At 55.5% G+C, this 22,630-nt stretch carries 20 protein-coding genes and 1 tRNA gene; 13 read left to right on the forward strand and 8 right to left on the reverse strand.

Features of this window, described 5'->3' with window-relative positions; translation table 11 throughout:
* Positions 1-35: 35 nt before the first annotated feature.
* A complete protein-coding gene (locus QSJ36_RS02620; protein WP_285466625.1) occupies positions 36-1,253 on the reverse strand; it encodes a hypothetical protein in 1,218 nt (405 codons plus the stop codon).
* A 191-nt stretch (positions 1,254-1,444) separates the two neighbouring features.
* On the opposite strand from QSJ36_RS02620, the gene QSJ36_RS02625 reads away from it, so the two are divergent.
* The 6 genes from QSJ36_RS02625 (at position 1,445) to QSJ36_RS02650 (ending at position 7,836) form a co-directional block, all read left to right on the forward strand.
* Positions 1,445-1,945 carry a single-stranded DNA-binding protein gene (locus QSJ36_RS02625; protein WP_102722020.1) on the forward strand — a complete coding sequence of 167 codons (501 nt, stop codon included), beginning with the start codon at positions 1,445-1,447 and terminating at the stop codon, positions 1,943-1,945.
* A 237-nt stretch (positions 1,946-2,182) separates the two neighbouring features.
* Positions 2,183-3,439 carry a phosphoribosylamine--glycine ligase gene (gene purD / locus QSJ36_RS02630; RefSeq protein WP_022398354.1) on the forward strand — a complete coding sequence of 419 codons (1,257 nt, stop codon included), beginning with the start codon at positions 2,183-2,185 and terminating at the stop codon, positions 3,437-3,439.
* Between the two features lie 30 nt (positions 3,440-3,469).
* Positions 3,470-4,048: a DUF1287 domain-containing protein gene (locus tag QSJ36_RS02635; protein ID WP_102722019.1), complete on the forward strand. Its 579-nt coding sequence runs from the start codon at positions 3,470-3,472 to the stop codon at positions 4,046-4,048.
* A 308-nt stretch (positions 4,049-4,356) separates the two neighbouring features.
* A complete protein-coding gene (locus QSJ36_RS02640; protein ID WP_102722091.1) occupies positions 4,357-5,979 on the forward strand; it encodes a formate--tetrahydrofolate ligase in 1,623 nt (540 codons plus the stop codon).
* A gap of 38 nt (positions 5,980-6,017) precedes the next feature.
* Positions 6,018-6,935: a 2-dehydropantoate 2-reductase gene (locus tag QSJ36_RS02645; RefSeq protein ID WP_285466632.1), complete on the forward strand. Its 918-nt coding sequence runs from the start codon at positions 6,018-6,020 to the stop codon at positions 6,933-6,935.
* A gap of 19 nt (positions 6,936-6,954) precedes the next feature.
* Complete coding sequence (locus QSJ36_RS02650) at positions 6,955-7,836, forward strand: hypothetical protein (protein ID WP_285466635.1); 882 nt, start codon at positions 6,955-6,957, stop codon at positions 7,834-7,836.
* Between the two features lie 6 nt (positions 7,837-7,842).
* Here the strand turns inward: QSJ36_RS02650 and QSJ36_RS02655 are convergent, their stop codons facing one another.
* Genes QSJ36_RS02655 through dcm form a run of 3 tightly spaced genes read right to left on the reverse strand, consistent with a single transcriptional unit; the run spans position 7,843 to position 9,961 of the window.
* Complete coding sequence (locus tag QSJ36_RS02655; RefSeq protein ID WP_285466637.1) at positions 7,843-8,250, reverse strand: very short patch repair endonuclease; 408 nt, start codon at positions 8,248-8,250, stop codon at positions 7,843-7,845.
* Positions 8,251-8,269: 19 nt separating this feature from the next.
* Positions 8,270-9,001 (reverse strand): hypothetical protein, encoded by a 732-nt coding sequence (locus QSJ36_RS02660; protein ID WP_285466639.1) that lies wholly within the window; start codon positions 8,999-9,001, stop codon positions 8,270-8,272.
* 9 nt (positions 9,002-9,010) lie between these two features.
* Positions 9,011-9,961 (reverse strand): DNA (cytosine-5-)-methyltransferase, encoded by a 951-nt coding sequence (dcm, locus tag QSJ36_RS02665; protein WP_285466641.1) that lies wholly within the window; start codon positions 9,959-9,961, stop codon positions 9,011-9,013.
* Between the two features lie 178 nt (positions 9,962-10,139).
* Here dcm and QSJ36_RS02670 point away from each other — a divergent pair, with 178 nt between their 5' ends.
* From QSJ36_RS02670 to QSJ36_RS02695, 6 genes are all read left to right on the forward strand, one after another.
* Entirely contained in the window at positions 10,140-10,877 is a 738-nt protein-coding gene (locus tag QSJ36_RS02670) for a metallophosphoesterase family protein (protein ID WP_102722090.1), read from the forward strand.
* Between the two features lie 175 nt (positions 10,878-11,052).
* Positions 11,053-12,441 carry an ABC transporter permease gene (locus tag QSJ36_RS02675; RefSeq protein ID WP_022398361.1) on the forward strand — a complete coding sequence of 463 codons (1,389 nt, stop codon included), beginning with the start codon at positions 11,053-11,055 and terminating at the stop codon, positions 12,439-12,441.
* A 5-nt stretch (positions 12,442-12,446) separates the two neighbouring features.
* Positions 12,447-14,054, forward strand: coding sequence for an ABC transporter permease subunit (locus QSJ36_RS02680; RefSeq protein WP_102726346.1), 1,608 nt, complete (start codon positions 12,447-12,449; stop codon positions 14,052-14,054).
* A 25-nt stretch (positions 14,055-14,079) separates the two neighbouring features.
* Complete coding sequence (locus tag QSJ36_RS02685) at positions 14,080-16,329, forward strand: extracellular solute-binding protein (RefSeq protein ID WP_285466648.1); 2,250 nt, start codon at positions 14,080-14,082, stop codon at positions 16,327-16,329.
* Between the two features lie 3 nt (positions 16,330-16,332).
* Positions 16,333-17,310, forward strand: a complete 978-nt coding sequence (locus tag QSJ36_RS02690) for an ABC transporter ATP-binding protein (RefSeq protein ID WP_022398364.1) — start codon at positions 16,333-16,335, stop codon at positions 17,308-17,310.
* 21 nt (positions 17,311-17,331) lie between these two features.
* Positions 17,332-18,339 carry an oligopeptide/dipeptide ABC transporter ATP-binding protein gene (locus QSJ36_RS02695; RefSeq protein ID WP_102722012.1) on the forward strand — a complete coding sequence of 336 codons (1,008 nt, stop codon included), beginning with the start codon at positions 17,332-17,334 and terminating at the stop codon, positions 18,337-18,339.
* Between the two features lie 408 nt (positions 18,340-18,747).
* Here the strand turns inward: QSJ36_RS02695 and alr are convergent, their stop codons facing one another.
* The gene (gene alr, locus QSJ36_RS02700) at positions 18,748-19,851 is read right to left on the reverse strand and encodes an alanine racemase (RefSeq protein WP_102726347.1); all 1,104 of its coding nucleotides are present in this window, start codon (positions 19,849-19,851) and stop codon (positions 18,748-18,750) included.
* Positions 19,852-20,067: 216 nt separating this feature from the next.
* On the opposite strand from alr, the gene QSJ36_RS02705 reads away from it, so the two are divergent.
* A tRNA-Val gene (locus tag QSJ36_RS02705) sits at positions 20,068-20,142 on the forward strand.
* A gap of 349 nt (positions 20,143-20,491) precedes the next feature.
* Here QSJ36_RS02705 and QSJ36_RS02710 read toward each other — a convergent pair.
* The 3 genes from QSJ36_RS02710 to QSJ36_RS02720 all read right to left on the reverse strand — a co-directional run.
* A complete protein-coding gene (locus QSJ36_RS02710) occupies positions 20,492-20,803 on the reverse strand; it encodes a helix-turn-helix domain-containing protein (RefSeq protein WP_285466653.1) in 312 nt (103 codons plus the stop codon).
* Between the two features lie 34 nt (positions 20,804-20,837).
* Positions 20,838-22,064: a hypothetical protein gene (locus QSJ36_RS02715; RefSeq protein ID WP_285466655.1), complete on the reverse strand. Its 1,227-nt coding sequence runs from the start codon at positions 22,062-22,064 to the stop codon at positions 20,838-20,840.
* A 291-nt stretch (positions 22,065-22,355) separates the two neighbouring features.
* The coding region (locus QSJ36_RS02720) for a tetratricopeptide repeat protein (RefSeq protein ID WP_285466656.1) at positions 22,356-22,630 on the reverse strand (275 nt) is incomplete at its 5' end.

Raw genomic sequence — 22,630 nt, forward strand, 5'->3', positions numbered from 1 at the left:
ATCAGTGAATGATGTTGTTGTAGGATGGTAGGTTGTTAAAAATTGAAGTCGAAGTACATTTCCAGCGAATCCCCGACGAGCGCGTTCCTCACCTCCGGCGGCATCGCGGGCAGCCGGGCAAGTTTAATGGCGAGGAAGGTGAAGGACTTCTGGACCTCGCTGGCTCCCACGCGGGAAGTCTGCCTCATGGAAGAAACCTTGCCGTTCTTGTTAATCAGGATGCGGATGCGCACGGTTCCGGTGACGATCAGGTCGCGGTTCAAGTCACACTGCCGGTACCACTGCTCCCCGATGGCCCGGTAAACGATCGCCTGGTACGTCCCCATGGGGGTGGCTTCCACATCCAGTGTCGGGCGGCGGCCAAAGCTGAATTTGCCCGTCTGCTTGGTTTTCTGCTCATGCGTCTTGAAGCCGGGCTGGCTCTCCGCGTTAAACATGGGGTCGTATAAAGGCTGCTTCTGCGCCGGCCTCGTATTGGGAGGCAGATTCAGGTTGGGAAGATTGAGGGGAGGATTGTCCGCCCCCTTCGCAATGCTCTTGGCCAGTTCCTGGAGGGCGTCCGGCTTCTCCGGTTCACCGGGCCGGGGCAATGTCACCGCATGCGGAAGCTGCATGGCCCTTTCCTGCGCGGGGCGGCGGTTCTGCCGGGCCAGTCCTTCCTCGCTTGCCTTGCCCGGAACGCCCTCCCTGTTGGGAGAATGATCTACGGAATCCGGATGGCCCGCGGGAGGCATGGACAGCTCCAGGGGCTGGTAGGGAACGTTGGCGGCCGCTCCGGGAGCGGCATTCTTGTTGCCGTCCCGTTCATGGCTCAGGTCGCCATCCTGCCTATTCTGGTCAAAAAGGACAATCTCCCCATTCTCGCGCTCCACGCCGTCCTGGGCAGGCATGTCCCTGCTGCTGTCCGGGTCCTTTCGGCCGCCTTCCGCACGCGTGTTCCTGTTGCTCTGGAATTTGGGGGCCTCCGGCCTGGTGGCGCTTTCCTGCTCCTCATTAGTCTTCACGATGGTAGGCAGATGCTCCTTCGGCGCCTGCCTCCGGCCCTCCGGGTGAGGCTCCACCTTCTTCACCATGCGCGCGCTCACCACCACCTGCCGCCGCGCCGCTTCCGCCGGGCGCGGGGAAGCCAGCCATTCCTCCGGAACCAGGTAGCTTCCCGCCAGCAGGAACAGGTGCGCCAGCACGGACAGCAAAAGGCACATGCTCCAGGAAACCCGGAACAGTCCGTTTCGCCGCCGTTGCTTGAAACTCATGGAGGTGAAGTTTTCACGGTTCCATGACGAATGCAATGTAGAAAGGAGACATGATGAAGAACGATTCCGCAATTTAGTATTGCACAAAATCACGTGCAGGGCCATAGTTGCTAGCGACCAGCCACACGCCTCCCAAACGGCAAGGCACCTTTCTTATACGTTATCACACACCTCGTTAACACCCACCCCATATGGCCAATCTCAACAAAGTCTTCTTAATGGGCAACCTGACCGCCGATCCCGAGCTGCGCTACACCCCCAAAGGCACCGCCGTCACGGACATCCGCCTCGCCATCAACCGCTACTATGCGGGCGACAACAGCGAACGCCAGGAGGAAACCACCTTTGTGGACGTCACCCTCTGGAACCGCCAGGCGGAAGTAGCCGGCAACTACCTCAGCAAGGGCCGCGGAGTCTTTGTGGAAGGACGCCTGCAACTGGACTCCTGGGAAGACAAGGCCTCCGGACAGAAGCGCACCAAGCTGCGCGTGATCGGTGAAAACATCCAGCTTTTCCCCCGCGGCGGTGAAGGCGACATGGGCGGCGCTCCGCGCCAGCAGCCCCAGGGAGCTCCCCGCTCCAACAACTACGGGCAGTCCCGTCCGGCCCAGAACTACAATCCGCCCCCCATGCCTCCCTCCAACCAGCCGTCCAGCGACTTTGGAGACATGGATGACGAAATCCCGTTCTAAAGCCAGGACAAACAACTTCTTTTCACAGGCCGCCTTTCCTCCGTGTCAGGCGGTCTTTTTCATGGCCGGGATTCCCGCGGAAGCAAAACACCGCCCAGGGGCACGCAGACGTTCCACAGCCGTCCCCTGAATCATGAAAGCCCCTTGGAGCAGCACGGAAAAAACCGTATGCCGGGAGTGCCTTCCCCGTTCATTTCAGCTTGGCAAAATCAGTCCGTCCCGGCATACTTGCCGCGTATGAAAATAGCCGTTATTGGAAAAGGTGGGCGTGAACACGCACTGGTCAAGGCGCTCAAGGAATCTCCCTCCGCACCGGAAATGTACTGTTTCCCGGGGAGTGACGCCATCAACCGTCTGGCAGCCCCCATTCCCGCCAGGGATCTGCCTACGCTGATCGACTGGATGGTTTCCAATAAAGTGGACCTCTGCGTAGCCGGGGAGGAAAGCTATCTGGTGAAGGATGAAGGCCTGGCGAACGCCTGTGCCCGCGTGGGCATTCCCTGCTGGGGGCCGGTGAAGGAAAGCGCCCAGCTGGAAGCCAGCAAGGAATTTGCCAAGGAATTCCTGCTCCGCCACCACATCCCCACCGGGCAGGCCCGTGTGGCCGCCACCCTGGAGGAAGCCCGGCAATTCATCGGCGGCGTTTACCCCACCGTGCTCAAATTTGACGGCCTGGCCGCCGGCAAGGGCGTGGCCGTCTGCATGAGCAAGGAAGAAGCGGACGCTTTCCTGAAAGAAGTATTTACGGACAGGCGCTTCGGTGAAGGGCGCCTGCTGGTGGAAGAATTCCTGACCGGGCCGGAAGTCTCCATCTTCGGAGCCCTGGTGGACGACCACTACCTCATCCTGTGCCCGGCGCGGGACTACAAACGCCTCAAGGAAGGCGACGCGGGCCCCAACACGGGCGGCATGGGCGCGGTGGCCTCCCGCCAGCTTGTGGAGCCGGACATGCTGGAACGCATTGAAAAGGAAATCGTGGCCCCGACGGTAGCCGGGCTGAAAAAGGACGGACTGCCCTACCGCGGCTTCCTGTACTTCGGCCTGATGCTGACCCCGAACGGCCCCAAGGTGATTGAATACAACTGCCGCTTCGGGGATCCGGAATGCCAGGCCGTCATGCCCCTGCTCTCCGGGGATCTGGCCTCCTTCTGCCTGCACGGGGCCAAGGGAGAATTCACTCCGGAAGAAATCTCCTTCCAAAACGGCTGGAGCGTCTGCTGCGTGCTGGCCTCCAAGGGATATCCGGAAACCTCCCGCTCCGGCGACGCCATCCAGGGGCTGGACGACGTTGCGAATGCCTCCGTTTACCACGCCGGCACCAAATGGAATGCGGACAAAAACTGTTATGAAACCAACGGCGGCCGCGTGCTGGCCGTCGTGGCGCAGGGGGAATCCCTTTCCGAAGCGCGCCAGCGTGCCCACAACGAAACCAAAAAGGTCAAATTTGACGGCATGCAGCGCCGTCCGGACATCGGCTTTGCCAGCTTCGTCTGATTTTTACCCTTTTCCCAGCCCAACTACCCCATGAAACCCGCCGTCCTTCTCACCTTCCTCTTCCTTTCCTGTTCCGCGTGCCTGATGGCGGACAACGCCGCACTGGCCGCCAAGGCGCGCGAACAGATAGGAGTAACGGTCTCCTACAACGGAGGCTATCAAACCATCCCCTACCCCAACGGGGATGTCCCCAAGGAAACGGGAGTATGTACGGACGTGGTCATCCGAGCCATGAGGGCTTTCGGACTGGACCTCCAGAAAGCCGTGCATGAAGACATGAAGGCCCACTTCTCCAAATATCCGAAACTATGGGGCCTGAAAACCACGGACCGCAGCATTGACCACCGCAGGGTTCCCAATCTCCGCGCCTTCTTTGCCCGGAAAGGATGGTCCGTTCCCATTACGGAAACCGCGGCGGACTACAAGCCCGGCGACCTGGTTACGTGGAACCTGTCCGACAGTGTTCCCCACATCGGCATCGTTTCCGACCGGAAGACGAAGGAAGGAACGCCGCTGATTATTCACAACGTCGGCTGCGGTGCGCAGGAGGAAGACTTCCTCTTCTCCCATACCATCACGGGCCATTACCGCCCTGTGCTGAAGCGGTAACCCTTCAAATCGGCTTCTTTCCTGAAATACCCTGGTTTCAGGGAAATTTTTATAAGGTCCAGAGGCCCTCATTCCCGGAACGCTTTCATTAGAAAACATAGTGGAAGGACACGCTCCCACGGTTTGAAAAACAACGGTGCCCGCACCGCCCAATTTTCCCTCTCCCGCGCACCCTCTGCCCGTACCCTCCTTGAACCCAGGATTTCCTTGGGCCTACTCCCATGATGGTTGAAAACATCCCCGTTTCCGCCACATGAATGCCCATGAACCTTCTTGCAAAAAGAGGGGGCTTCCGTCATCATGCATTCATGGTCACACCTGCATTCTCCGATTGTGTCAACAAGCTGGGCGTCGATGAAAACGACGTGATCCCCTTCGGCCGCAACAAGGCCAAGATTTCCCTGGACGTACTGGACAAGCCGGCCGCACCCGGCAAACTCATTCTGGTTTCCGCCATCACGCCCACCCCTTCCGGAGAAGGGAAAACCACCGTCTCCATCGGTCTGGCGCAGGGGTTGCAGGCCATCGGTAAAAAAGCCTGCCTGGCGCTTCGGCAGCCCTCCATGGGCCCGGTATTCGGCCGCAAGGGCGGTGCCACCGGCGGCGGTAAAAGCTCCCTGACGCCGCCTGATGAAATCAACATGCACTTCACGGGAGACTTCCATGCCATCACGTCCGCCCACAACCTGATCAGCGCCATCATTGACAACGCCATGTTCTTCCACACGCTGAACATTGACGAACGCAAAGTCACGTGGAAGCGCGTCATGGACATGAATGACCGCTCCCTGCGCTCCATCATCGTGGGACTCAACAAGCAGGGCTTCCCGCGTGAAACGGGTTTCGACATCACTCCGGCTTCGGAAATCATGGCGTGCCTTTGCCTCGCTACCTCCTACAAGGACATGGAAGACCGCATCAACCGCATCGTGATCGGTTTCACGACGGACGACAAGCCCGTATTCGCCAGGGAACTCGGCATCACCGGCTCCGTCATGGCCCTTCTGAAAGACGCCCTGATGCCCAACCTGGTCCAGACCGTGGAAGGGGTGCCCTGCTTCCTGCACGGCGGCCCGTTCGCCAACATCGCCCACGGCTGCAACTCCGTGCTGGCCACCAAAATGGCCCTCCACTTTGGGGACTATGCCGTCACGGAAGCCGGATTCGCGTTTGACCTGGGCGCAGAAAAATTCCTGGACATCAAGTGCCGCCAATCCGGACTGGACCCTGCCGCCATCGTCATCGTAGCCACGGCGCGCGCCCTGAAAATGCACGGAGGCACCGCCCTGGCGGACCTGAAAAACACGGACGTGGCCGCACTGAAAAAAGGTCTTGCCAACCTGGACGCCCATCTGGACGCCGCCGCCCACTACAAGCGCCCCGTGGTGGTAGCCGTCAACAAATTCTTTGACGACTCCCAGGAGGAACTGGACGCCATCGTGGCGCACTGTGCGGAACGCGGCATTCCCTGCGCCATTGCGGACATCTTCTCCCAGGGAGGGGAAGGCGGCAAAAACCTGGCCCAAATGGTGGTGCAAGCTGCGGACAAGCCCTCCGCTCCTTTCAAGCCCCTCTATGAATCCGCCCTTCCGGTGGAAGAAAAGCTCAACATCATCGCCCGCAGTATTTACGGAGCGGATGGAGTGGAACTGACGCCCGCGGCCAGAAAGAAGCTGGCCCAGTTTGAAGCCAGCCGCCTCACGGACCTGCCCATCTGCATGGCAAAAACCCAGAACTCCCTTTCCGACAACGGTCGTCTCCGTGGCCGCCCCACCGGTTTCACCGTCACTGTGCGTGACTTTGAAATTGCCAACGGAGCCGGCTTCCTGGTGGCCCTCTGCGGTGAAATCATGCGTATGCCGGCCCTGCCCGTCTCACCGAACGCCATGCACATCTATCTGGACAACAAGGGCAACGTTCAGGGCCTCTAGGCAATCTCAATACAAGATACACACCTTCACCGCACACCATGAAAATCGCCATTCTGGGAGCCGGAGCCCTCGGCTGCTACTACGGAGCCAGACTTCAGGAATCCGGCCAGGACGTCTCCTTCATCGTACGTTCGGAATACGGCTACCTGAAAGAACACGGCCTGCAAGTGAAAAGCCTGCATGGAGACATCTCCCTGCCCCGGCTCAAGGTGTACCGGGACGCGGCGGAAGTCGGCCCGGTGGACCTCGTCATAGTCGCTTGGAAAAGCACGGCAAATGCCGGTTTTTCCAAGGCCCTCCCTCCGTTGATGGGACCGGATACGGTTGTAGTCACGCTCCAGAATGGCATGGGAAATGCGGAGGAAATCGCCCGCATCATCCCGGCTGACCGCATCTATGTGGGCCTCTGCTTCATCTGCGCCATGCGCGCGGAACCGGGCCACGTCAACCATCTGGAAGGCGGCAACATCCAGTTTGCCCCCTTCGTTCCCTCCCCGGAAGGCTCTGAAAAGGCCCGGGAACTCTCCGAATTGTTTGCCAACGCCGGCATCAAGACGCGCGCCTTTGACGCCGCGGAGCAAATCCAGTGGTACAAGCTCGTCTGGAACATCCCGTTCAACGGGCTGTGCCTGGCGCTGGGGGGCATCAGCATTGCGGAACTCTATCAAAACCCGGAAAACGTCGCCCGGGCGCGCCGCATCATGGAGGAAGTGGTCCGGGCGGCGAAGGCCCGCGGCTACACCCTGCCTGACGATCTGGTGGAATTCCACCTTTCCCGCACGGAAAGCATGAGCTCCTTCATTCCGTCCAGCGCCGTGGACTACAACGAAGGACGCCCTGTCGAATACACGGCCATCTGGGGAGACCCTCTCTCCAAGGCCCGGCAGGCCGGAACATCCGTGCCGGAATGGGAACTTCTGGATAAGGACATCCGCAAGCGCCTGAATATGGATTAACCCGCGCCATTTACGAATCATGCTGAAAACCATCGTCATTTTCATCATTGCCCTGCTGGGCTTCGGCATGATCCGCCTGCCTTTGCAGAACCGTATTCTGGAGCAGGAGAAGGCGGCGGGGCTGCTGGATGACCCGGTGGAGCTCTCCTCCTCCGATTATCTGGAACAGCAGCTCGCCATGGTTTCCCTGGGGGGGCTGCGCTCCCTGGTAGCGGCCGTGCTGAGCATGGAGGCCTTCGACTGCTTCCTGATTTCCGACTGGGCCAATCTGGAACGCCGCTACAACCAAATCACCTCTCTTGCCCCCCATTCCGACTTTTACTGGGACAACGGTTCGTGGCATTTGGGCAATAACGCCTCCTCCAGCTATCTGGACAATAAGCGGCTTTCTCCCATGGAACGAAGGGAAGGCTTCCGGAAGTACATCCAGAAGGGCCGCAGCTTCCTGGAAAAAGGCATCAGCGCCAACCCGGACAGCTGGTATCTGCAATCCCTGCTGGGCAACATGTACAGCGATACCTACCGCCAGCCGGATTTTGAAAAGGCTGCGGAAGCCTACCGCAAGGCCCGGGAACTGGGAGCGCCGCCCCTGACGGCGCGCAAGGAGTTTTATGCGCTTGTCCGCGTTCCCTCCAAATCCCGCGAGGCGCTGGAGCTGGGCAGGGAATTGTTCAAGGATCCCAGGAACCGGACGCCCAGCCTGGTGAGCAATATTTTCGTCCTGGAAAACAGGCTGAAAGTGCCTGAAAAAGACCGCGTCCCCTTCCGGGAATTGTTCCCGACGGACGAGATTGCCCGCGACCTGATGAGCAGCCACCTGGCCAATTCCCTGAAATACCCCGTGGACGGCCTGAGAGAATCTTTAGAGACATTAGAAAAAAGAAGAAATACTAAAGAGTAAGTAACATTATTTTAGTTGAGGCAAACCTGGAACTAGACGATTTTTAAGAATAGAGTTGATTTCACATTCCCAGATAATACGAACACTCCATCCTAATGCTTCAAGTTTACGGTAATTTTCCTTATCCCGCATAATATTACGCGCAAACTTCGGTTCCCAGTATTCCAAATGAGAAGTAGGCATTGTAGCTCTTTTACATCCTTCATGTCTGTGCCAAAAACAACCGTTGACGAAAATAGCAATTTTATATTTTGGAAGCACAATATCTGGTCGTCCAGGCAAATCTTTTCGTTGTAAACGAAAACGATAGCCAAGAGAATGTAGTAATTTTCTCACTGCCACCTCCGGTTTTGTATTATAGCTTTTTACTGCAGCCATGGTATGGCTACGAATCTCTGGACTTACTTTATCCATAAAAATAAAGAAGGGTAATTCAACAAAAAGAAATCCATGAAGGATCAAACTTAAGCATCCTCAAAACTTCTTTTTCATTAAGAGCAAAAGGCTTCTTAATTTTAAAACGTCGAGCCGACCCAGGTATTTGCGTATGAATTGTAAACTGCGAACCGTGAGGTTGCCAAGTAAACATTTGTCTTCCTGTATTCACTAAATATCCAACTAAATTACCATTATTATTAACTTTCCATTCGTAATCTGTAGTGCAGTATCGATGATTTTCTTCCTCGAAAAGTATATATGAGCACAAATCATAACTTCGAATTAAAACCGAAGTGCGAACGGAGGCATAATTGTCTTGAGCAATATTAACGCGCTCATTCCAAATGTTCAATACCGCAGTACCTGTTTTTTGCACATCTTCATGGGGATTAACTATTCCATAGGAATAATCAGGAGAACAACGTCCTGAAATAAGACGCACGGATGATGCTTCAAAAGGATTTTTACATTTAACTGTTTTAGCAGACCATGCCAGCTTTCCTAATTCAACATCAGCTATTCCAAGGGGGCTTGCGAGATGTTCTCCTCCAATAGCCAATGCTAAAGTGTCTCCCCAATCGTCACCAGAAATATCTTTCCGTCCTGTATATATTAAATAGACTAAATGAGAACCTATATTTATGACGACGTCATCAGGTATTTCATTTAACCTAAATGGTTCTCTACTTTTTCGACGTCCGGAATCTCTTAACCTAGGAATTTCCATAATTGATGTTTAGCTTAATTCAGTAGAACGCGCCCTTTCCGAAGATAGAAGAGCCTCATGAATTCTATGGGCCACAGCCCGAATAAGAGGCACAGGCACGCTATTGCCAGTTTGCCTTCTAACCTCTTGATGCGAGACAACTATTTTGAAGCTGTCTGGAAACCCTTGCAATCGGAACAGCTCTCTAGAGGAAGGACGTCTATATCCATTTACCAAAAGATAATTGTAAGAAGCGCCTGTCCTCAAAGCGCACGCATAATCTAAAATAGAGACATTTCCTGCCTTATTTTCATGCCAAATAGAAGGATAAAAAATTATTTTCCCTTTTACTTTCTCTTTTCTCTTTTTTTGAATCATTTCAGAAGCGAACAAAGAAGGATCCACCTTTTCATCAGGCTCCAGAACAGAATTCAAATTATATGGAACTCTATTAAAATCAAAATTAAAATAATAAGATGTTAATTCATCTAAAAATCCTACTATGATAATACGTTCTCTTTTCTGCGGTAATCCAAAATCAAGTGCGTTAAGTACCTTCCATTTTAAATGATAACCAAGACTAGTAAGCCTATTAATAATCACATCAAAAGTTCTTCCTTTGTCATGAGTTACAAGTTGTTTTACATTTTCTAACAAAATTACTTTGGGTTTATGGTATTGAAGAATACGTTCCACTTCAAAAAACAAAGTTCCTCGGGTATCTTCAAATCCCTTTTTTAAGCCCATAATTGAAAATGCCTGACAAGGAAAACCTGCCAGTAATAAATCATGAGAAGGTATGTCCTTTGATTTGATTTTAGTTATATCTCCACTCGGCCGATGCCCAAAATTAGCCTCATATGTATCACATGCGGCTTCATTAAATTCAGAAGAAAAAACATTCATGTATCCAAGTTCATCAAAAGGTAACCTAATTCCTCCAATGCCTGCGAAAAGATCAATAAACGTCAACTTTCCCATTATTCTTTACATTTTTGCCTGATCCTATGTAATCTACCTATTACGCTATCACTCTTTACCATATTTTTTCATTCTCAGCAAGCCTATAGACCCAGATTCTGAACTTTAATCCATTGAATCTATTAATCACGACTTGGCAACGCCCCGGAAAGGTGCTATGCTTTTTCTCCACAACACCATGAGTAGAATAGCCCTGATCAGTGACATCCATGCCAATCTGCCCGCTCTGGAAGCGGTGATGAAGGATATAGAACAGCTTCAATGCGACGCCGTTTACTGCCTGGGTGATATTGTGGGCTACAACGCCAATCCGGCCGAATGCCTTGAGTTCGTCCGCGGACGCCAGATTCCCACCGTGCGCGGCAACCATGATGAGGAAGCCATTGGGGAAGACAATCCGGCAGGCATGAACCCCGTGGCGTACAAAGCCCTGATGTGGACGCGCCAGCAGCTTTCCGAAGAACAGAAGAAGTGGCTTCGCCGCGCCCCCTTCCAGCGTATCCTGCCCAATGAAATCGTTCTGGTGCACGCCACCCAGGACAAGCCCAATTCCTGGTCCTACGTCACGAATGTGGACACGGCCACGCACAGCATCAACATGTTGCGCGACAATCAGTTCCTGTGCTTCAACGGTCATACGCACGTCCCCCGCACCTTCATCCGCCATGAAGGGAGCATCCAGGAATATGAATCCGGGGACATCCAGCTTCTCAAAACCAACAAGTACCTTATTAACGTGGGTTCCGTCGGCCAGCCCAGGGACGGAGACCCCCGCGCCGCCTACGGCGTGCTTGATGTGGACAGCATGGTTTATTACCAGCGCCGCGTGGAATACGACGTGGAGGAAGCGCAAAGGCGCATTCTGGCCGCCGGACTCCCGGAGATGCTGGCGCGCCGCCTGGGAGAAGGCATTTAATGTTTTGCGAACCGTTGACGGTAATACGGGATGCTCCATTGAAATCCTGCGGAATCTTTAATTGTTTCCATTCCGCATTAAGAAAAAATGGGGAAACCGCATGTTAGCAAAGGCTCACAAATTTGCATTGCTACTTGCCTCGCCTGCCACAAACCAGTAGAGTTCTGCGCGACGAATGAAGACCTATATCATCAGACGACTCCTTCTCATGCCCCTGACGCTGCTGGGGGTCACGTTCCTCGTCTTTTGCATAACCCGCTTTGTTCCGGGAGGTCCCATTGAGCAGATGATGCAGCAGCAAAGCATGAGCGCCCTGTCCGGCCAGAAGGCGGGGTCCCAGCGCGGCGACAATAACCTGAGCGAAGCGGATATGGAGCGCCTGGAGGAACAGTACAGCCTTCAGGAGCCCATCATCACCGCTTATCTGCAATGGCTGGGAGTGCTCCCAAAAAAGATTTTCATTTCCCGTGAGGAATTCGGGGAGATCGGCGGCGTGGAAGCGGCGGACAAGGAAGATGAATATTCCGGCATTTCCGATACGCACACCCGGATCAACCTGAATGAAACGGGAGAACAGGTCGTCGTAGTGCGCCAGGACAAGGATTCCGACAGCGTGAAGGACGCCTTCTTTTCCGGCACTCCGTCCCGGAAAGCCGCCTCGGAAGGCTGGACCGTGGACATAGAATCCCCCATGGACCGCGCGGAACGCTGGGCGCGCCGCATGAGGCAGACGGACAATACGGAAGCCGTCAGGGACAAGGCGCGCGGCTATGCCTGGCGCGCCGTGATGTATAAGACCAGCTTTGACGGGCTGCTCCAGGGCACCATGGGCAACTCCTTCAAATACAATGAACCAGTGTGGGACATGATTAAGGAGCGCATTCCCGTCTCCCTGTACTTCGGCATCCTGAGCGCCATTATTACCTATTCCGTCTGCATTCCCCTGGGAGTAATAAAGGCCATCCGCCACAAGAGCCTGGTGGACAACATCTCCTCTGTTCTGATTTTCCTGGGGTACTCCGTGCCCGGCTTTGCGCTGGGCGCCGTGCTGGTGGTGTATCTGGGCGCGCGTCTGGAATGGTTCCCGCTCTGCGGGCTTACGTCTCCGGACTTTGCGGACATGGGCTTCTGGCAACAGGCCGGAGACCTGCTGCACCATACGGTGCTTCCCCTGATCTGTTATGTAGTCAGCTCCTTCGCCATCACCACCATGATGATGAAAAACAACCTGATGGACAACCTTTCCGCGGACTATATCAGAACGGCCATGGCCAAGGGCGTGAGCTTCAAGGGGGCCGTTATCAAGCACGCCTTCCGCAACTCCTTCATCCCGATTGCCTCCACGCTGGGCAGCCTCATCAGCCTTATTGTGGCCGGCTCCATGCTGGTGGAAAAGGTCTTCGATATCCAGGGCTTCGGGATGCTGAGCTACCAGGCCCTGATGGACAAGGACTACGCCCTGATCATGGGCACGCTGCTGCTTACCTCCTTCCTGATGGTGCTGGGCAACCTGCTTTCAGACATCATCGTAGCCGCCGTGGATCCGCGCATTAAATTTGAATAACACACATGGTTAGAAAACTGGCATACCTTCTGGTCATTCTGGCGGTCCTCACTGCCGTGGGAGAGTTGTGCGGCCTGCTCCTGCCCACGTTGAGCTGGCCCTTCACCGTCTCGCGTGAAATGAGCATGCTCAACATCGTCTGCACGGACCAGAACAACGGCGGCATCCTGACGCCGCAGGGAAAATTCCTGTGGTTCGGCTGGGCCTGCGTGCTGGTCATGGCCGGGGTCGGCTTCTGGATCATGCTGAAAGGGCCGCGCCGCTTCCATCCCACGCCGATTACGAAGCGCCGCATCCAGCGCTTTAAAAGCATCTCCCGCGGCTATGTCTCCCTCATCATCCTGCTCGTACTGACGCTGCTGGCCTGCATGGACCAGTGCCTGGTGGGCAAACGGGCGCTGCTCGTCGTGCAGGACGGCTCCTGGTACTTCCCCGCCATCATGCGCAAGGTTTACAAAGGCTCCACCTTCGGCCAGACCGGGGACTTTGCGGATGCGGAAGCCAACTACCGCGAACTGAAAAAACAGGCAGGGCAGCCGGGAAAACCCTCCCTCGTCATCATGCCCCTGGTGCCGTACGACCCCACAGGGGATTCCACCAATCCCGGTTCTGAAGCCCTGACGGTGAATGAAGACGGCCTGGTCTGCGAGTCCAGCGGCAAGCCGTATTCCGGCCTGGCCTCCCGGCTGCACAAGGATGAAGAAGCCCTTCCCCACATCAGCTACAAATTCCGCAAGGGGAAAAAGGTGGACCGCGCCACCGGCTGGCTGGAAGACCGGACGGAAGTGTACAGCGCCACGTATGAAAACAACCAGATCGTAGCGGAACACTACAGCGGCCCCGGCACCAAGGAGGACTTCCTGAAACAGACGGACGAGAACAAAATCAGCCGCATCTTCTACCACCCGGCCCCACCCCTCAAGGGAGGCCACCTGCTGGGCACTAACACCCAGGGCGCGGACATCCTGGCGTACCTGTACGGAGGGCTCCAGGTGAACATGAAGGCCGCCATCTTCTACCTTCCCATCGTGTACTTCATCGGCATCACCTTCGGGATGATGATGGGCTACTTCGGCGGCATGTTCGACCTCGGCATGCAGCGCCTCATTGAAATCTTCTCCCAGGTTCCCTTCCTGTTCATCATCATGATCATCTCAGACATGGTGCCGCTTCACATGAAAGGCATGTTCCTGATCATCAGCCTGCTCATCATGTTCGGGTGGATGGCCATGACCTACCAGCTCAGAACCTCCACCATGAAGGAAAAGGCGCGCGACTACGTGGCGGCGGCCCGCGTGCTGGGGGCTTCCACCAGCCGCATCCTCTTCGTCCACATCCTCCCCAACCTCGTCGCCATCCTGGTCACGCTGGTTCCGTTCAGCGTCTCCGCCCTCATCCTGGCCCTGGCCTCCCTGGATTACCTGGGCTTCGGCCTTCCGGACACGTACGCCAGCTGGGGGCGCCTGCTCAATGACGGCCTGGCGGACCTCTCCGCCAGCTGGGTGGTCACCTCCGCCTTCTCCGCCCTGGTGATTACCCTCCTGCTCGTCACCTTCATCGGGGAGGCCATCCGGGAAGCCTTCGACCCCAAGAAATTCACCACCTATAAATAAAAAGACTCCTGTTTCCGCCATACCCATGCTCAAGCTGTCCACCATCCTCCGCACCATCCTTTCCTCCGTGACGCTGTCCCTTCTGCTGGCAGTTGGTTCCGGTTGCAAGGATTCCTCCCAATCCCAGGGGGTGGGCTGGCAGCCGAACGTGCCTTTCGGCACGCTCCCTCCGGGATTTGACTCCTTCCCGGAACGGTGGAACAAGCAGATTAATGACCGGCTAGCGCGGGAAGAAGCCGCCAAGCAGAAGGAAATACGGGAACTCCGGGACAAATTCTTCAAGGAGGAAGACCCCAAAATCAGGGAAAAGCTGCAAAGCAAGCTCATTGCTGATGAAGCGGCCCTGTCCGTCATCCACCGCAGGCAGACGGAAGGGGACTACATCAAATTCAAGACTCCGGCGGACATCCCCCAGGACCTGAAATGGGAAGACGGGCTGGACAATCCGGAAATAGGCGACCCGAACGCCAAAAAAGGCGGCGTGCTGCGCCAATGGGCTCCGGGGTCCTACCCGGACACGTTCCGGCCCAACGGCCCGAACAGCAACAGCGGCTTCCGCGGCCCGCTGTATGATGAAATCATCATCGGCCTCGTCTCCATTCATCCGGTCACCGGAAAAATCATCCCCGGCATCGCCCACAAATGGGCGGAATCCGCAGACAGGCGTACTGTTTACTTTGAACTGGACCCGGACGCCCGCTACTCGGACGGAGCTAAGGTAAAGGCCATCGACCTGCTGGTGAACATGTACATCCGCACCTCGGAATACAGCCGGGACGTCTTCTACAACAACTTCTTCTACCAGAACGCGTCCAACATCACCATCTACGACGACAACCGCTTCTCCATCACCCTCCCCTTCGCCAAGCCGCTGCTCCCGTTCTACTGCACGCTGTTCATCCCTTCCCCGCCGCACTTCTACTGCGAATTCGGCCCCAGCTACGTGGAACGCTACCAGTGGCGCGTACCGCCCACCACGGGCGCCTACGTGGTGAAGCCGGACGGCATCATCCGCGGCCGCCAGGTAACGCTCCAGCGCGTGCCGGACTGGTGGGCCAGGGACAAGAAATTCACGAAGTACATGTATAACGTGGACCAGATCGTGTACAACTTCATCGCGGAACCGTCCAAGGCCATTGAACTCTTCCGCATCGGGGAGCTGGACGTGCTGAACATCACGAAGCCGGAGCTGTGGCATGAGCGCATGGAAATCCCGGAAGTCCACAACGGCTATATCAACCGCAGCACGTTTTTCACCATTTACCCCCGGCCTCCGTACGGCCTCTTCCTGAACACTTCCAAGGCCCCCTTCAACGACCTCAATGTGCGCCTGGGCTTCCAGCATGCGCTGAACATCCAGAACATCATTGACATCACCTTCCGCGGAGACTACCAGCGGCTCAACTCCTACAACTCCGGCTTCGGCAAATTCACCAACCCCTACATCAAGGCGCGCCCCTACTCTCCGGAACAGGCCCGCGCCTGCTTCGCCAAGGCCGGATACACCATCCCGTGCCCGGACGGAATCCTCCGCAAGCCGGACGGCACCCGGCTAACCGCCGCCATCACCTTCCCCAATTCCTCCCCCTCCCTGGCCTCCACGCTGGGCAAGCTGAAGGAAGACGCCCGCAAGTGCGGCCTGGAAATCCAGCTGGACCCGCTGGACTCCACCGTGGCCTTCCGCAAGATCATGGAAAAGCGCGTCCAGGCCTCCTTCATGGCCTGGGGCTTCACCCCGCCCCACCCGATGAACGAGCAGGGCTTCCACTCCCGCTACGCCTATGACGAACGCGGCAGCCTCATCACCTACACCAACAACATCTGCGCCTATGCGGACAAGGAGATGGACAAGCTGCTGGACGACGAAACGAACGCCGCTACGGAAGACGAGCTTCAAAAGGCCACGTGGAAGGTGCAGCAGAAAATTCATGACGAGGCCCTGTGGGTCCCCTGCTGGACCACGGAATTCGTCAGGCTGGGCTACTGGCGCTGGGTCAAATGGCCGAACAGCGCCACCACGCAATTCTGCCATCCGGTCGTGTTTGACCCGATGGAAAGCTACCTGTACTGGGTGGACAACGACGTCAAAAAGGAAACCATGGAAGCCAAGCGGAAAGGAAAAACCTTCGAGGAAGTGGACACCGTATACGACCAGTACCGCTATATGGACTCCATCGACAGCCTGGACAACAAGGAAGGCGGCGGCAAGCTGCCGTCCGTTCCCGTCATCCCGGAAAACGGCGGCCCGCTGGAACCCTCTGCCACGGAGAAATAACAAATGAGCGAACCCCTGTTGGAAATCAAGAACCTGGTCACCGGATTCGAGACGGAATCCGGCCTGCTGAAAGCGGTGGACGGCGTCAGCTTCACCGTTCCCAAGGGAACCTGCGTAGGCATTGTGGGGGAATCCGGCTGCGGCAAAAGCGTCACGGCCATGTCCATCGTCCGCCTGCTTCCCCAGCCCATGGGGAAAATCCTGGACGGGCAAATCCTGTTCAAGGGCCGTGACTTGGTCCAGGCGAAGGAGACGGACATGCACGGCATCCGCGGCCGCCACATCGGCGTCATCTTCCAGGAACCGATGACGGCGCTCAACCCCGTGCACAGTATCGGCAGGCAGATAGGGGAATCCCTGATGCTCCACCGGGGAATGAACGCCAGGGAAGCCCGTGATGCCGCCATCCAGCTCCTGCAGCGCGTCCGCATTCCCGCGCCGGAACAGCGCGTGGACGAATTCCCCCACCAGCTCTCCGGCGGCATGCGCCAGCGCGTCGTCATCGCCATTGCTCTGGCCTGCCATCCGGAACTCATCATCGCGGATGAACCCACCACGGCCCTGGATGTCACCGTGCAGGCGCAGATTCTGTCCCTCCTCAAGGACCTCCAGGCGGAAATGGGCTCCTCCTCCATCCTCATCACGCATGACTTGGGCGTCATCGCGCAGAGCTGTGACTCCGTGGTGGTCATGTATGCCGGCCGCGTGGTGGAAAAAGCTCCCGTCCGGGAACTCTTTGCCAATCCCCGCCACGCCTACACCAAGGGACTGCTGGCCTCCATCCCGCAGTTGAGCTCCGTGCGCAAGACCAAGCTGCCCACCATTCCCGGACAGGTGGCCTCCATTGCGGACTTTGTGCCCGGCTGCCGCTTCTGCCAGCGCCAGGGAGTGCCCGTGGAAGAACTCACGGAACGGCCGCCTCTCGTGGAAATATCCCCGGACCACTTCGTGGAAGCCTGCCCCCGCTGCGCCAACCTTTAACCTTTTTCCCCTTCTCTCGCCATGCCGGAACCACTCTTGCAAGTCAACAACCTGAAAATGTACTTTCCCGTCCGCTCAGGAATCTTCCTGCGGCAGGCGGGATGGGTCAAGGCGGTGGACGACGTCTCCTTTAGCATCTACCCCGGTGAAACGCTGGGACTGGTGGGGGAATCCGGCTGCGGAAAATCCACCATCGGGAAAAGCATCGTCCGCCTGCTGAAACCCACCGGAGGCTCCATCCAGTTCAACGGCAAAAACATCGCCAGGCTCTCCCAGCGCAAAATGCGGCCCCTGCGCCCCCATATTCAAATGGTCTTCCAGGACCCGGCGGAATCCCTCAACCAGCGCCAATCCATCGGCCAGATTGTAGCGGAACCCTTCGTCATCCACCGCATGGGCACACCCGCCGCGCGCCGGGAATGGGTGCGCGGCCTGCTGGACCGCGTAGGCATGCCGGACAGCGCCATCGACCGCTTCCCCTTTGAATTCTCCGGGGGCCAGCGCCAGCGCATCGGCATCGCACGCGCCCTGACGCTGAACCCCAGCCTCATCATTCTGGATGAACCCGTCTCCGCGCTGGACGTATCCGTCCAGTCCCAGGTGCTCAACCTGCTGCTGGAACTCCAGGAAGAACGCAAGCTCTCCTACCTCTTCATCGCCCATGACCTGGCGGTGGTCAAGCACATCTCCGACCGCGTGGCGGTCATGTACCTGGGGAAAATCGTGGAAATGTCAGATGCGGAAACCATCTACCAATCCCCCAAACACGCCTATACCAAGGCGCTGCTGGACGCCATTCCGGAACCGGATCCCGCCAGGGCCAACAAGCACCAGCCCCTGCCGGGGGACGTTCCCTCCCCTATCAATCCGCCGCTCGGCTCCGCCTTCGGCCACCGCATCCAGCACCCCTCCTATCCGGAAACGGTGGGTGCGGATCTCACCCCCGTGGAAATAGAACCGGGCCACTGGGTAGCCCCGGACCCCTGCTCCCTGGAGCCGGAGGACTGGAACAAGGTGCGCCAGCGGTAAAAGCGCGGAAAAACGTCGCATCCGTTACCTATTGGAAAAGGCGCTCCCAGAAGTAAAACCTCCCATTTCAAGAAAATTCCGGCTGCCAAGAGGTATAGCGGAAATGCTGATTAACCATGAATTTACGGTTCCGGCAGCCTGGGGATGACGGCCTCCCCGCCCTTCATAACTAAAAATCCATCCAGAGCGCAGCCAAGGAAATTTTCTCCAGCCTGCGGACAGCATACCCCAACAAAAGCCTCTGTTCCGCTTAGGAAAAACACCCATGAGGGGAACAACTCCCTCACTCCCGGAAGAGTCACCGCCTTTAAAGGCGATAGCGGAAACACCGGTTCACCGCAGCTTTGCGGCTTCGGTGCCTGCCATCCCGTCAAAAAAACAAACGAGCGCGAAACAGCCCGCGGCCCCTTACACGTAAATCCGCGGCACGCGGGCGCTGATGCTGGTCAGCACGTTGCTGGGAATGGTACTGGCGCGGCGCGTCAGCTCCTCCCAGCTTACATTAGGGCCCATGATCTCCACCAGGTCCCCGGTCTCCACCTGGTCCATGTAGGTGACGTCCACCATAATCTGGTCCATCGTCACACGGCCCAGAACCGGGCAGTACTGGCCGTTGATATACACGCGCGCTCCCTGGTTGGAAAGATACTGGAGGTAGCCGTCCGCATAGCCGATGCCGATGGTAGCCACCTTCGTGCTCCCCTTCGTCATATAGCAGTGGTTGTAGGAAACGCCATGGTTGCCCGGCAGCGTGCGTATCAGGGTAATGCGGCTGTACAGGGTCATCGTGGGCCGCAGCTCCTTGTTGTATGGGGAAGGCATCGGAGAATACCCGTACAGGATTCTGCCCAGCCTCACCATGTTGGCGCAGGGAACCTTGTAATTAAACACGGCCGCGCTGCTGCACAGGTGCCGGAACTTGTACTGGTGCCCCTGGGAGAGTTCGTTCACGGCCTCAGCAAAGCCGCTGATCTGCCCGTGCGTGAAGGAAATATCGTCGGAAGCCGCGGACAGGTGGGAAAACACGCCCTCCATATCCAGATGGCTGAACTGCTTGAGCTTCTCCGTCAGGCCGTGCAGTTCACTGGGAAGAAAGCCGCTGCGGCCCATCCCGGTATCCACGCCCAGATGGACATGGACGGGCTTGTTGTAAAGGGCGCCCAGGGAATTGAAATGTTCCGCCTCCTCCATGCTGGAAAGGGCGGCGCGCCAGCCGTTCTGCACAATCTCCTCCCGTTCTCCGGCAAAACAGGGACCGAGAATGAACGGGCATGTCTTCACCCCTGCATCCCTCACCCGGCCAGCCTCCGCCACCGTGGCGACGCCGAAAAAAGCGCAGTCTTCACCATCCAGAGCCTTCACTACCCCTTCCAGTCCGTGCCCGTAGGCCTCCGCCTTCACAATGGCCATCAGGCCGTGGTCCGGCATCACGCGGCGGACGACGTTCAAATTGTGCCTCAACGCATTGGTATCAACCTGGGCCCATGCTCTGGGAGGGCTTGTGCAACTCATGCCCGGAGTGTAGGAAGACGGTTGATGCTGTACAAGCCGGAATTGAGCCACCTTCCCACTTTCCGGAACGGAATCCGGGCAAAGCCGCACATCAGTCAGGAGGAATGAATCCGGGAATCTTGACGGAAGGAAAGTATTCCCTCTTTTTCACCTGCCTTCAAAAAACTCCTTGCCAATCCCCTGCATGAACGATATATTTCCACCCGCACTGCAAATGCGCGGTTAGCTCAGTGGTAGAGCACATGCTTCACACGCATGGGGTCACTGGTTCGAACCCAGTACTGCGTACCATCTTCATAAACGCCTCGGAATCAAGCATTCCGAGGCGTTTTTCTTTCCCAAAACTGCTCAACTAGCACCCATACTAGCACCTTGTTTTTTCTGATTCACACCTGTTTGAAGCTGTTCAAGGTAATTCTGCAAGCCGTCTGGAGTTTCAACTTCATGATCAAATCCGTTGACTGATCCCCCTTGTACAAGATGTCCTACATCCAATCACCTCAGGGGCAGAAGTGGCGATCCGGCTATCATTGATTATAAATCATAAACAAAGGAATTCCAAGAGGGACTCGCCGGGACAATCCCCTTGCTGACTCTACTCCCGGAATCCCTCTCAAATATTCATTCCCTTGATTCCCTTTTAAACGTTTTTACGTGAAGGAATCGAAATAAACGCCATGAAAGCGTCAAATTCGGCGACATGATACTTCTGGACGCCGCCATGCGGGCGAATCATCCTGACATGACCTGAACTCACGGCTTCTGCCAGTAACCTGCAAATGGTCGATTTACTGGTATCGTAACGCTTGGCAAGAGTAGCCTGACTTGCCCAGACGACTGAACCGGATTCAGTAGACTGTCGGGTAAGAAGAACATCCAGGCATTCCCGAATGCCCCTTAGTTCTTCAATGATGTCCTCGGCAGAGACAAAAGTGCCTTCTATGATTTTCATATTCGATTTGGAGATTGGGACTTCAGAGAAGATTTTAGCCCTCTGAAGATGCCAATGCAGCTCTCAGAAATTGCCTCTCATCCTCTTTCAAAAAATCCATGTAACTTTGAGCTGCCTGCTTCAAAATCCTTTGTTCGGCCAGTTCCAAAACATTCCGTTCCAGCGTTGTTGTAGGACGATATTCCAAGTAGGCCGCCAGCATGGAAGGAATTCTAATGTTCGGGGAGCGTTCGACATTGTAGTAGGCCAAAGGATCATCGAAGACTACTTCAACAACAACATCGGCATCTTCTCCAGGCAGACATGGAGACAGACCGGGAAGGCCTATAATCTCCCGATTGATACGAATGACGGTTACCGGCTCGCCACCTTGACCGACCATGCTTCTTAATGCACATTTGGGATGCACATACCATTGAATATTCTCCAACTTGTTCAGATGACTGCTGACTGCAGCCATGGAAAATTCGGGGGTAATCCTGAATGGATAGTATTTCTCCACTTTAGGCGGGATAAAATTGTCCCGAAGCTTGTTTAACAAGCTTTTACGGTTCAACGCAAAGACGTTTCGTTTCTCATTTGCCAACATCAAATCACCGCAAAGTCGGCTAATAGTCTTGGACACCTGAGACGGGGAAATATCATGCCCGCAGAATCGGATATACTTGGTGAGCGTTTTTTGCGACTTCCATAAGGGATTGTCGATGAAACTTCTGGCCACCAAGGAAGAAATCCCCACATACGGATTGTTGCTCCTTCTGTCTTTGTAGTCTGCGGAAAACTCTCCTGTGTGGGAGATAAAAAGACCGTCGTGAATGATAGATCCATTTCCACAGCAATCTACAACACTGACCTTTTGGGCTGCAAGCCGAGCGGCAAACTTTGAATTGACGTAAGGACAAATAAGAAGAAGCGGCAAAGAAAAAAGCTCCTTGTAGTATTTAAATCTTTCGCATGATTCTTCGCCCAATCGATAAGATCTGGTCTGGATATTATGAAACACATTCGCCAGTTTTTCTTCCGTCTCAATATCACCCCAGGCAACTGCATACCGTTCACAACGCGACGTATCGGGACCGGCGATAATCACAACATCGCAAATGGCACAGGAATCTTCCACAATGCTCCGAGGTTCAGCCATCACGTTTTTATACTTCTCCACAAGTTGGATAGTGACCATCCCATACATAAATTTTTTCCCACTACCCAAAACATCAATTAACTCTTTGGCATTCGGAAATCTGGAAATAACTTCTTTCATGACTCTATGCTAATGATTCTCTGCGGTAAGGGCAAATAGGAATATCCTCGACAGAGCATTCCTCATGAGCTATTTCCAGCGAATTTTCATCGTCCTTACTGTAGAGAAAAATAACCGAAATCTTAAAAACCGGGATTCACCCGGCACTTTCAAAAAATGGTAATGCTGGCGGTCTTTAATCTAAAAGAAATTTTGAGGAAGGGGGCATAAGGATGGATTTGTGTCATACAATTTCCTCAAGCCATGAAAATGTCCTGATTATCACCTAAAATTTCTTTTAGACGATAGTTTCTAACGTTGTCGTTCCTTAAGTTTATCCAATAAATATTTTGCTTCCCCGTTTCCCAAATTGGCAGCTTTATTGTACCACTCGGCCGACTTATCAAGGTCCTTGGCAACTCCATCACCCGTTTCATAACAGTAGCCAAGATTAACTTGTGCTCTGGTAAATCCTTGCTCGGCTGCTTTCATGAGCCAGGTCACGGCGGATTTACGATCGCCGATACTTTGAAAAGTATTCGCTATTTCAAATTGAGCTTCCGGATCTCCCAGGGTTGCGGCCCTGG

Source organism: Akkermansia sp. NBRC 115031 (genome assembly GCF_030268505.1).
Taxonomy (GTDB): Bacteria; Verrucomicrobiota; Verrucomicrobiia; order Verrucomicrobiales; family Akkermansiaceae; genus Akkermansia; species Akkermansia massiliensis.

Excerpts from the sequence above, each read along its gene's own strand:
- QSJ36_RS02620 (WP_285466625.1), bottom strand. The coding sequence starts at position 1,253 with ATGAGTTTCAAGCAACGGCGGCGAAACGGACTGTTCCGGGTTTCCTGG.
- QSJ36_RS02625 (WP_102722020.1), top strand. The coding sequence starts at position 1,445 with ATGGCCAATCTCAACAAAGTCTTCTTAATGGGCAACCTGACCGCCGAT.
- purD (WP_022398354.1), top strand. The coding sequence starts at position 2,183 with ATGAAAATAGCCGTTATTGGAAAAGGTGGGCGTGAACACGCACTGGTC.
- QSJ36_RS02635 (WP_102722019.1), top strand. The coding sequence starts at position 3,470 with ATGAAACCCGCCGTCCTTCTCACCTTCCTCTTCCTTTCCTGTTCCGCG.
- QSJ36_RS02640 (WP_102722091.1), top strand. The coding sequence starts at position 4,357 with ATGGTCACACCTGCATTCTCCGATTGTGTCAACAAGCTGGGCGTCGAT.
- QSJ36_RS02645 (WP_285466632.1), top strand. The coding sequence starts at position 6,018 with ATGAAAATCGCCATTCTGGGAGCCGGAGCCCTCGGCTGCTACTACGGA.
- QSJ36_RS02650 (WP_285466635.1), top strand. The coding sequence starts at position 6,955 with ATGCTGAAAACCATCGTCATTTTCATCATTGCCCTGCTGGGCTTCGGC.
- QSJ36_RS02655 (WP_285466637.1), bottom strand. The coding sequence starts at position 8,250 with ATGGATAAAGTAAGTCCAGAGATTCGTAGCCATACCATGGCTGCAGTA.
- QSJ36_RS02660 (WP_285466639.1), bottom strand. The coding sequence starts at position 9,001 with ATGGAAATTCCTAGGTTAAGAGATTCCGGACGTCGAAAAAGTAGAGAA.
- dcm (WP_285466641.1), bottom strand. The coding sequence starts at position 9,961 with ATGGGAAAGTTGACGTTTATTGATCTTTTCGCAGGCATTGGAGGAATT.
- QSJ36_RS02670 (WP_102722090.1), top strand. The coding sequence starts at position 10,140 with ATGAGTAGAATAGCCCTGATCAGTGACATCCATGCCAATCTGCCCGCT.
- QSJ36_RS02675 (WP_022398361.1), top strand. The coding sequence starts at position 11,053 with ATGAAGACCTATATCATCAGACGACTCCTTCTCATGCCCCTGACGCTG.
- QSJ36_RS02680 (WP_102726346.1), top strand. The coding sequence starts at position 12,447 with ATGGTTAGAAAACTGGCATACCTTCTGGTCATTCTGGCGGTCCTCACT.
- QSJ36_RS02685 (WP_285466648.1), top strand. The coding sequence starts at position 14,080 with ATGCTCAAGCTGTCCACCATCCTCCGCACCATCCTTTCCTCCGTGACG.
- QSJ36_RS02690 (WP_022398364.1), top strand. The coding sequence starts at position 16,333 with ATGAGCGAACCCCTGTTGGAAATCAAGAACCTGGTCACCGGATTCGAG.
- QSJ36_RS02695 (WP_102722012.1), top strand. The coding sequence starts at position 17,332 with ATGCCGGAACCACTCTTGCAAGTCAACAACCTGAAAATGTACTTTCCC.
- alr (WP_102726347.1), bottom strand. The coding sequence starts at position 19,851 with ATGAGTTGCACAAGCCCTCCCAGAGCATGGGCCCAGGTTGATACCAAT.
- QSJ36_RS02710 (WP_285466653.1), bottom strand. The coding sequence starts at position 20,803 with ATGAAAATCATAGAAGGCACTTTTGTCTCTGCCGAGGACATCATTGAA.
- QSJ36_RS02715 (WP_285466655.1), bottom strand. The coding sequence starts at position 22,064 with ATGAAAGAAGTTATTTCCAGATTTCCGAATGCCAAAGAGTTAATTGAT.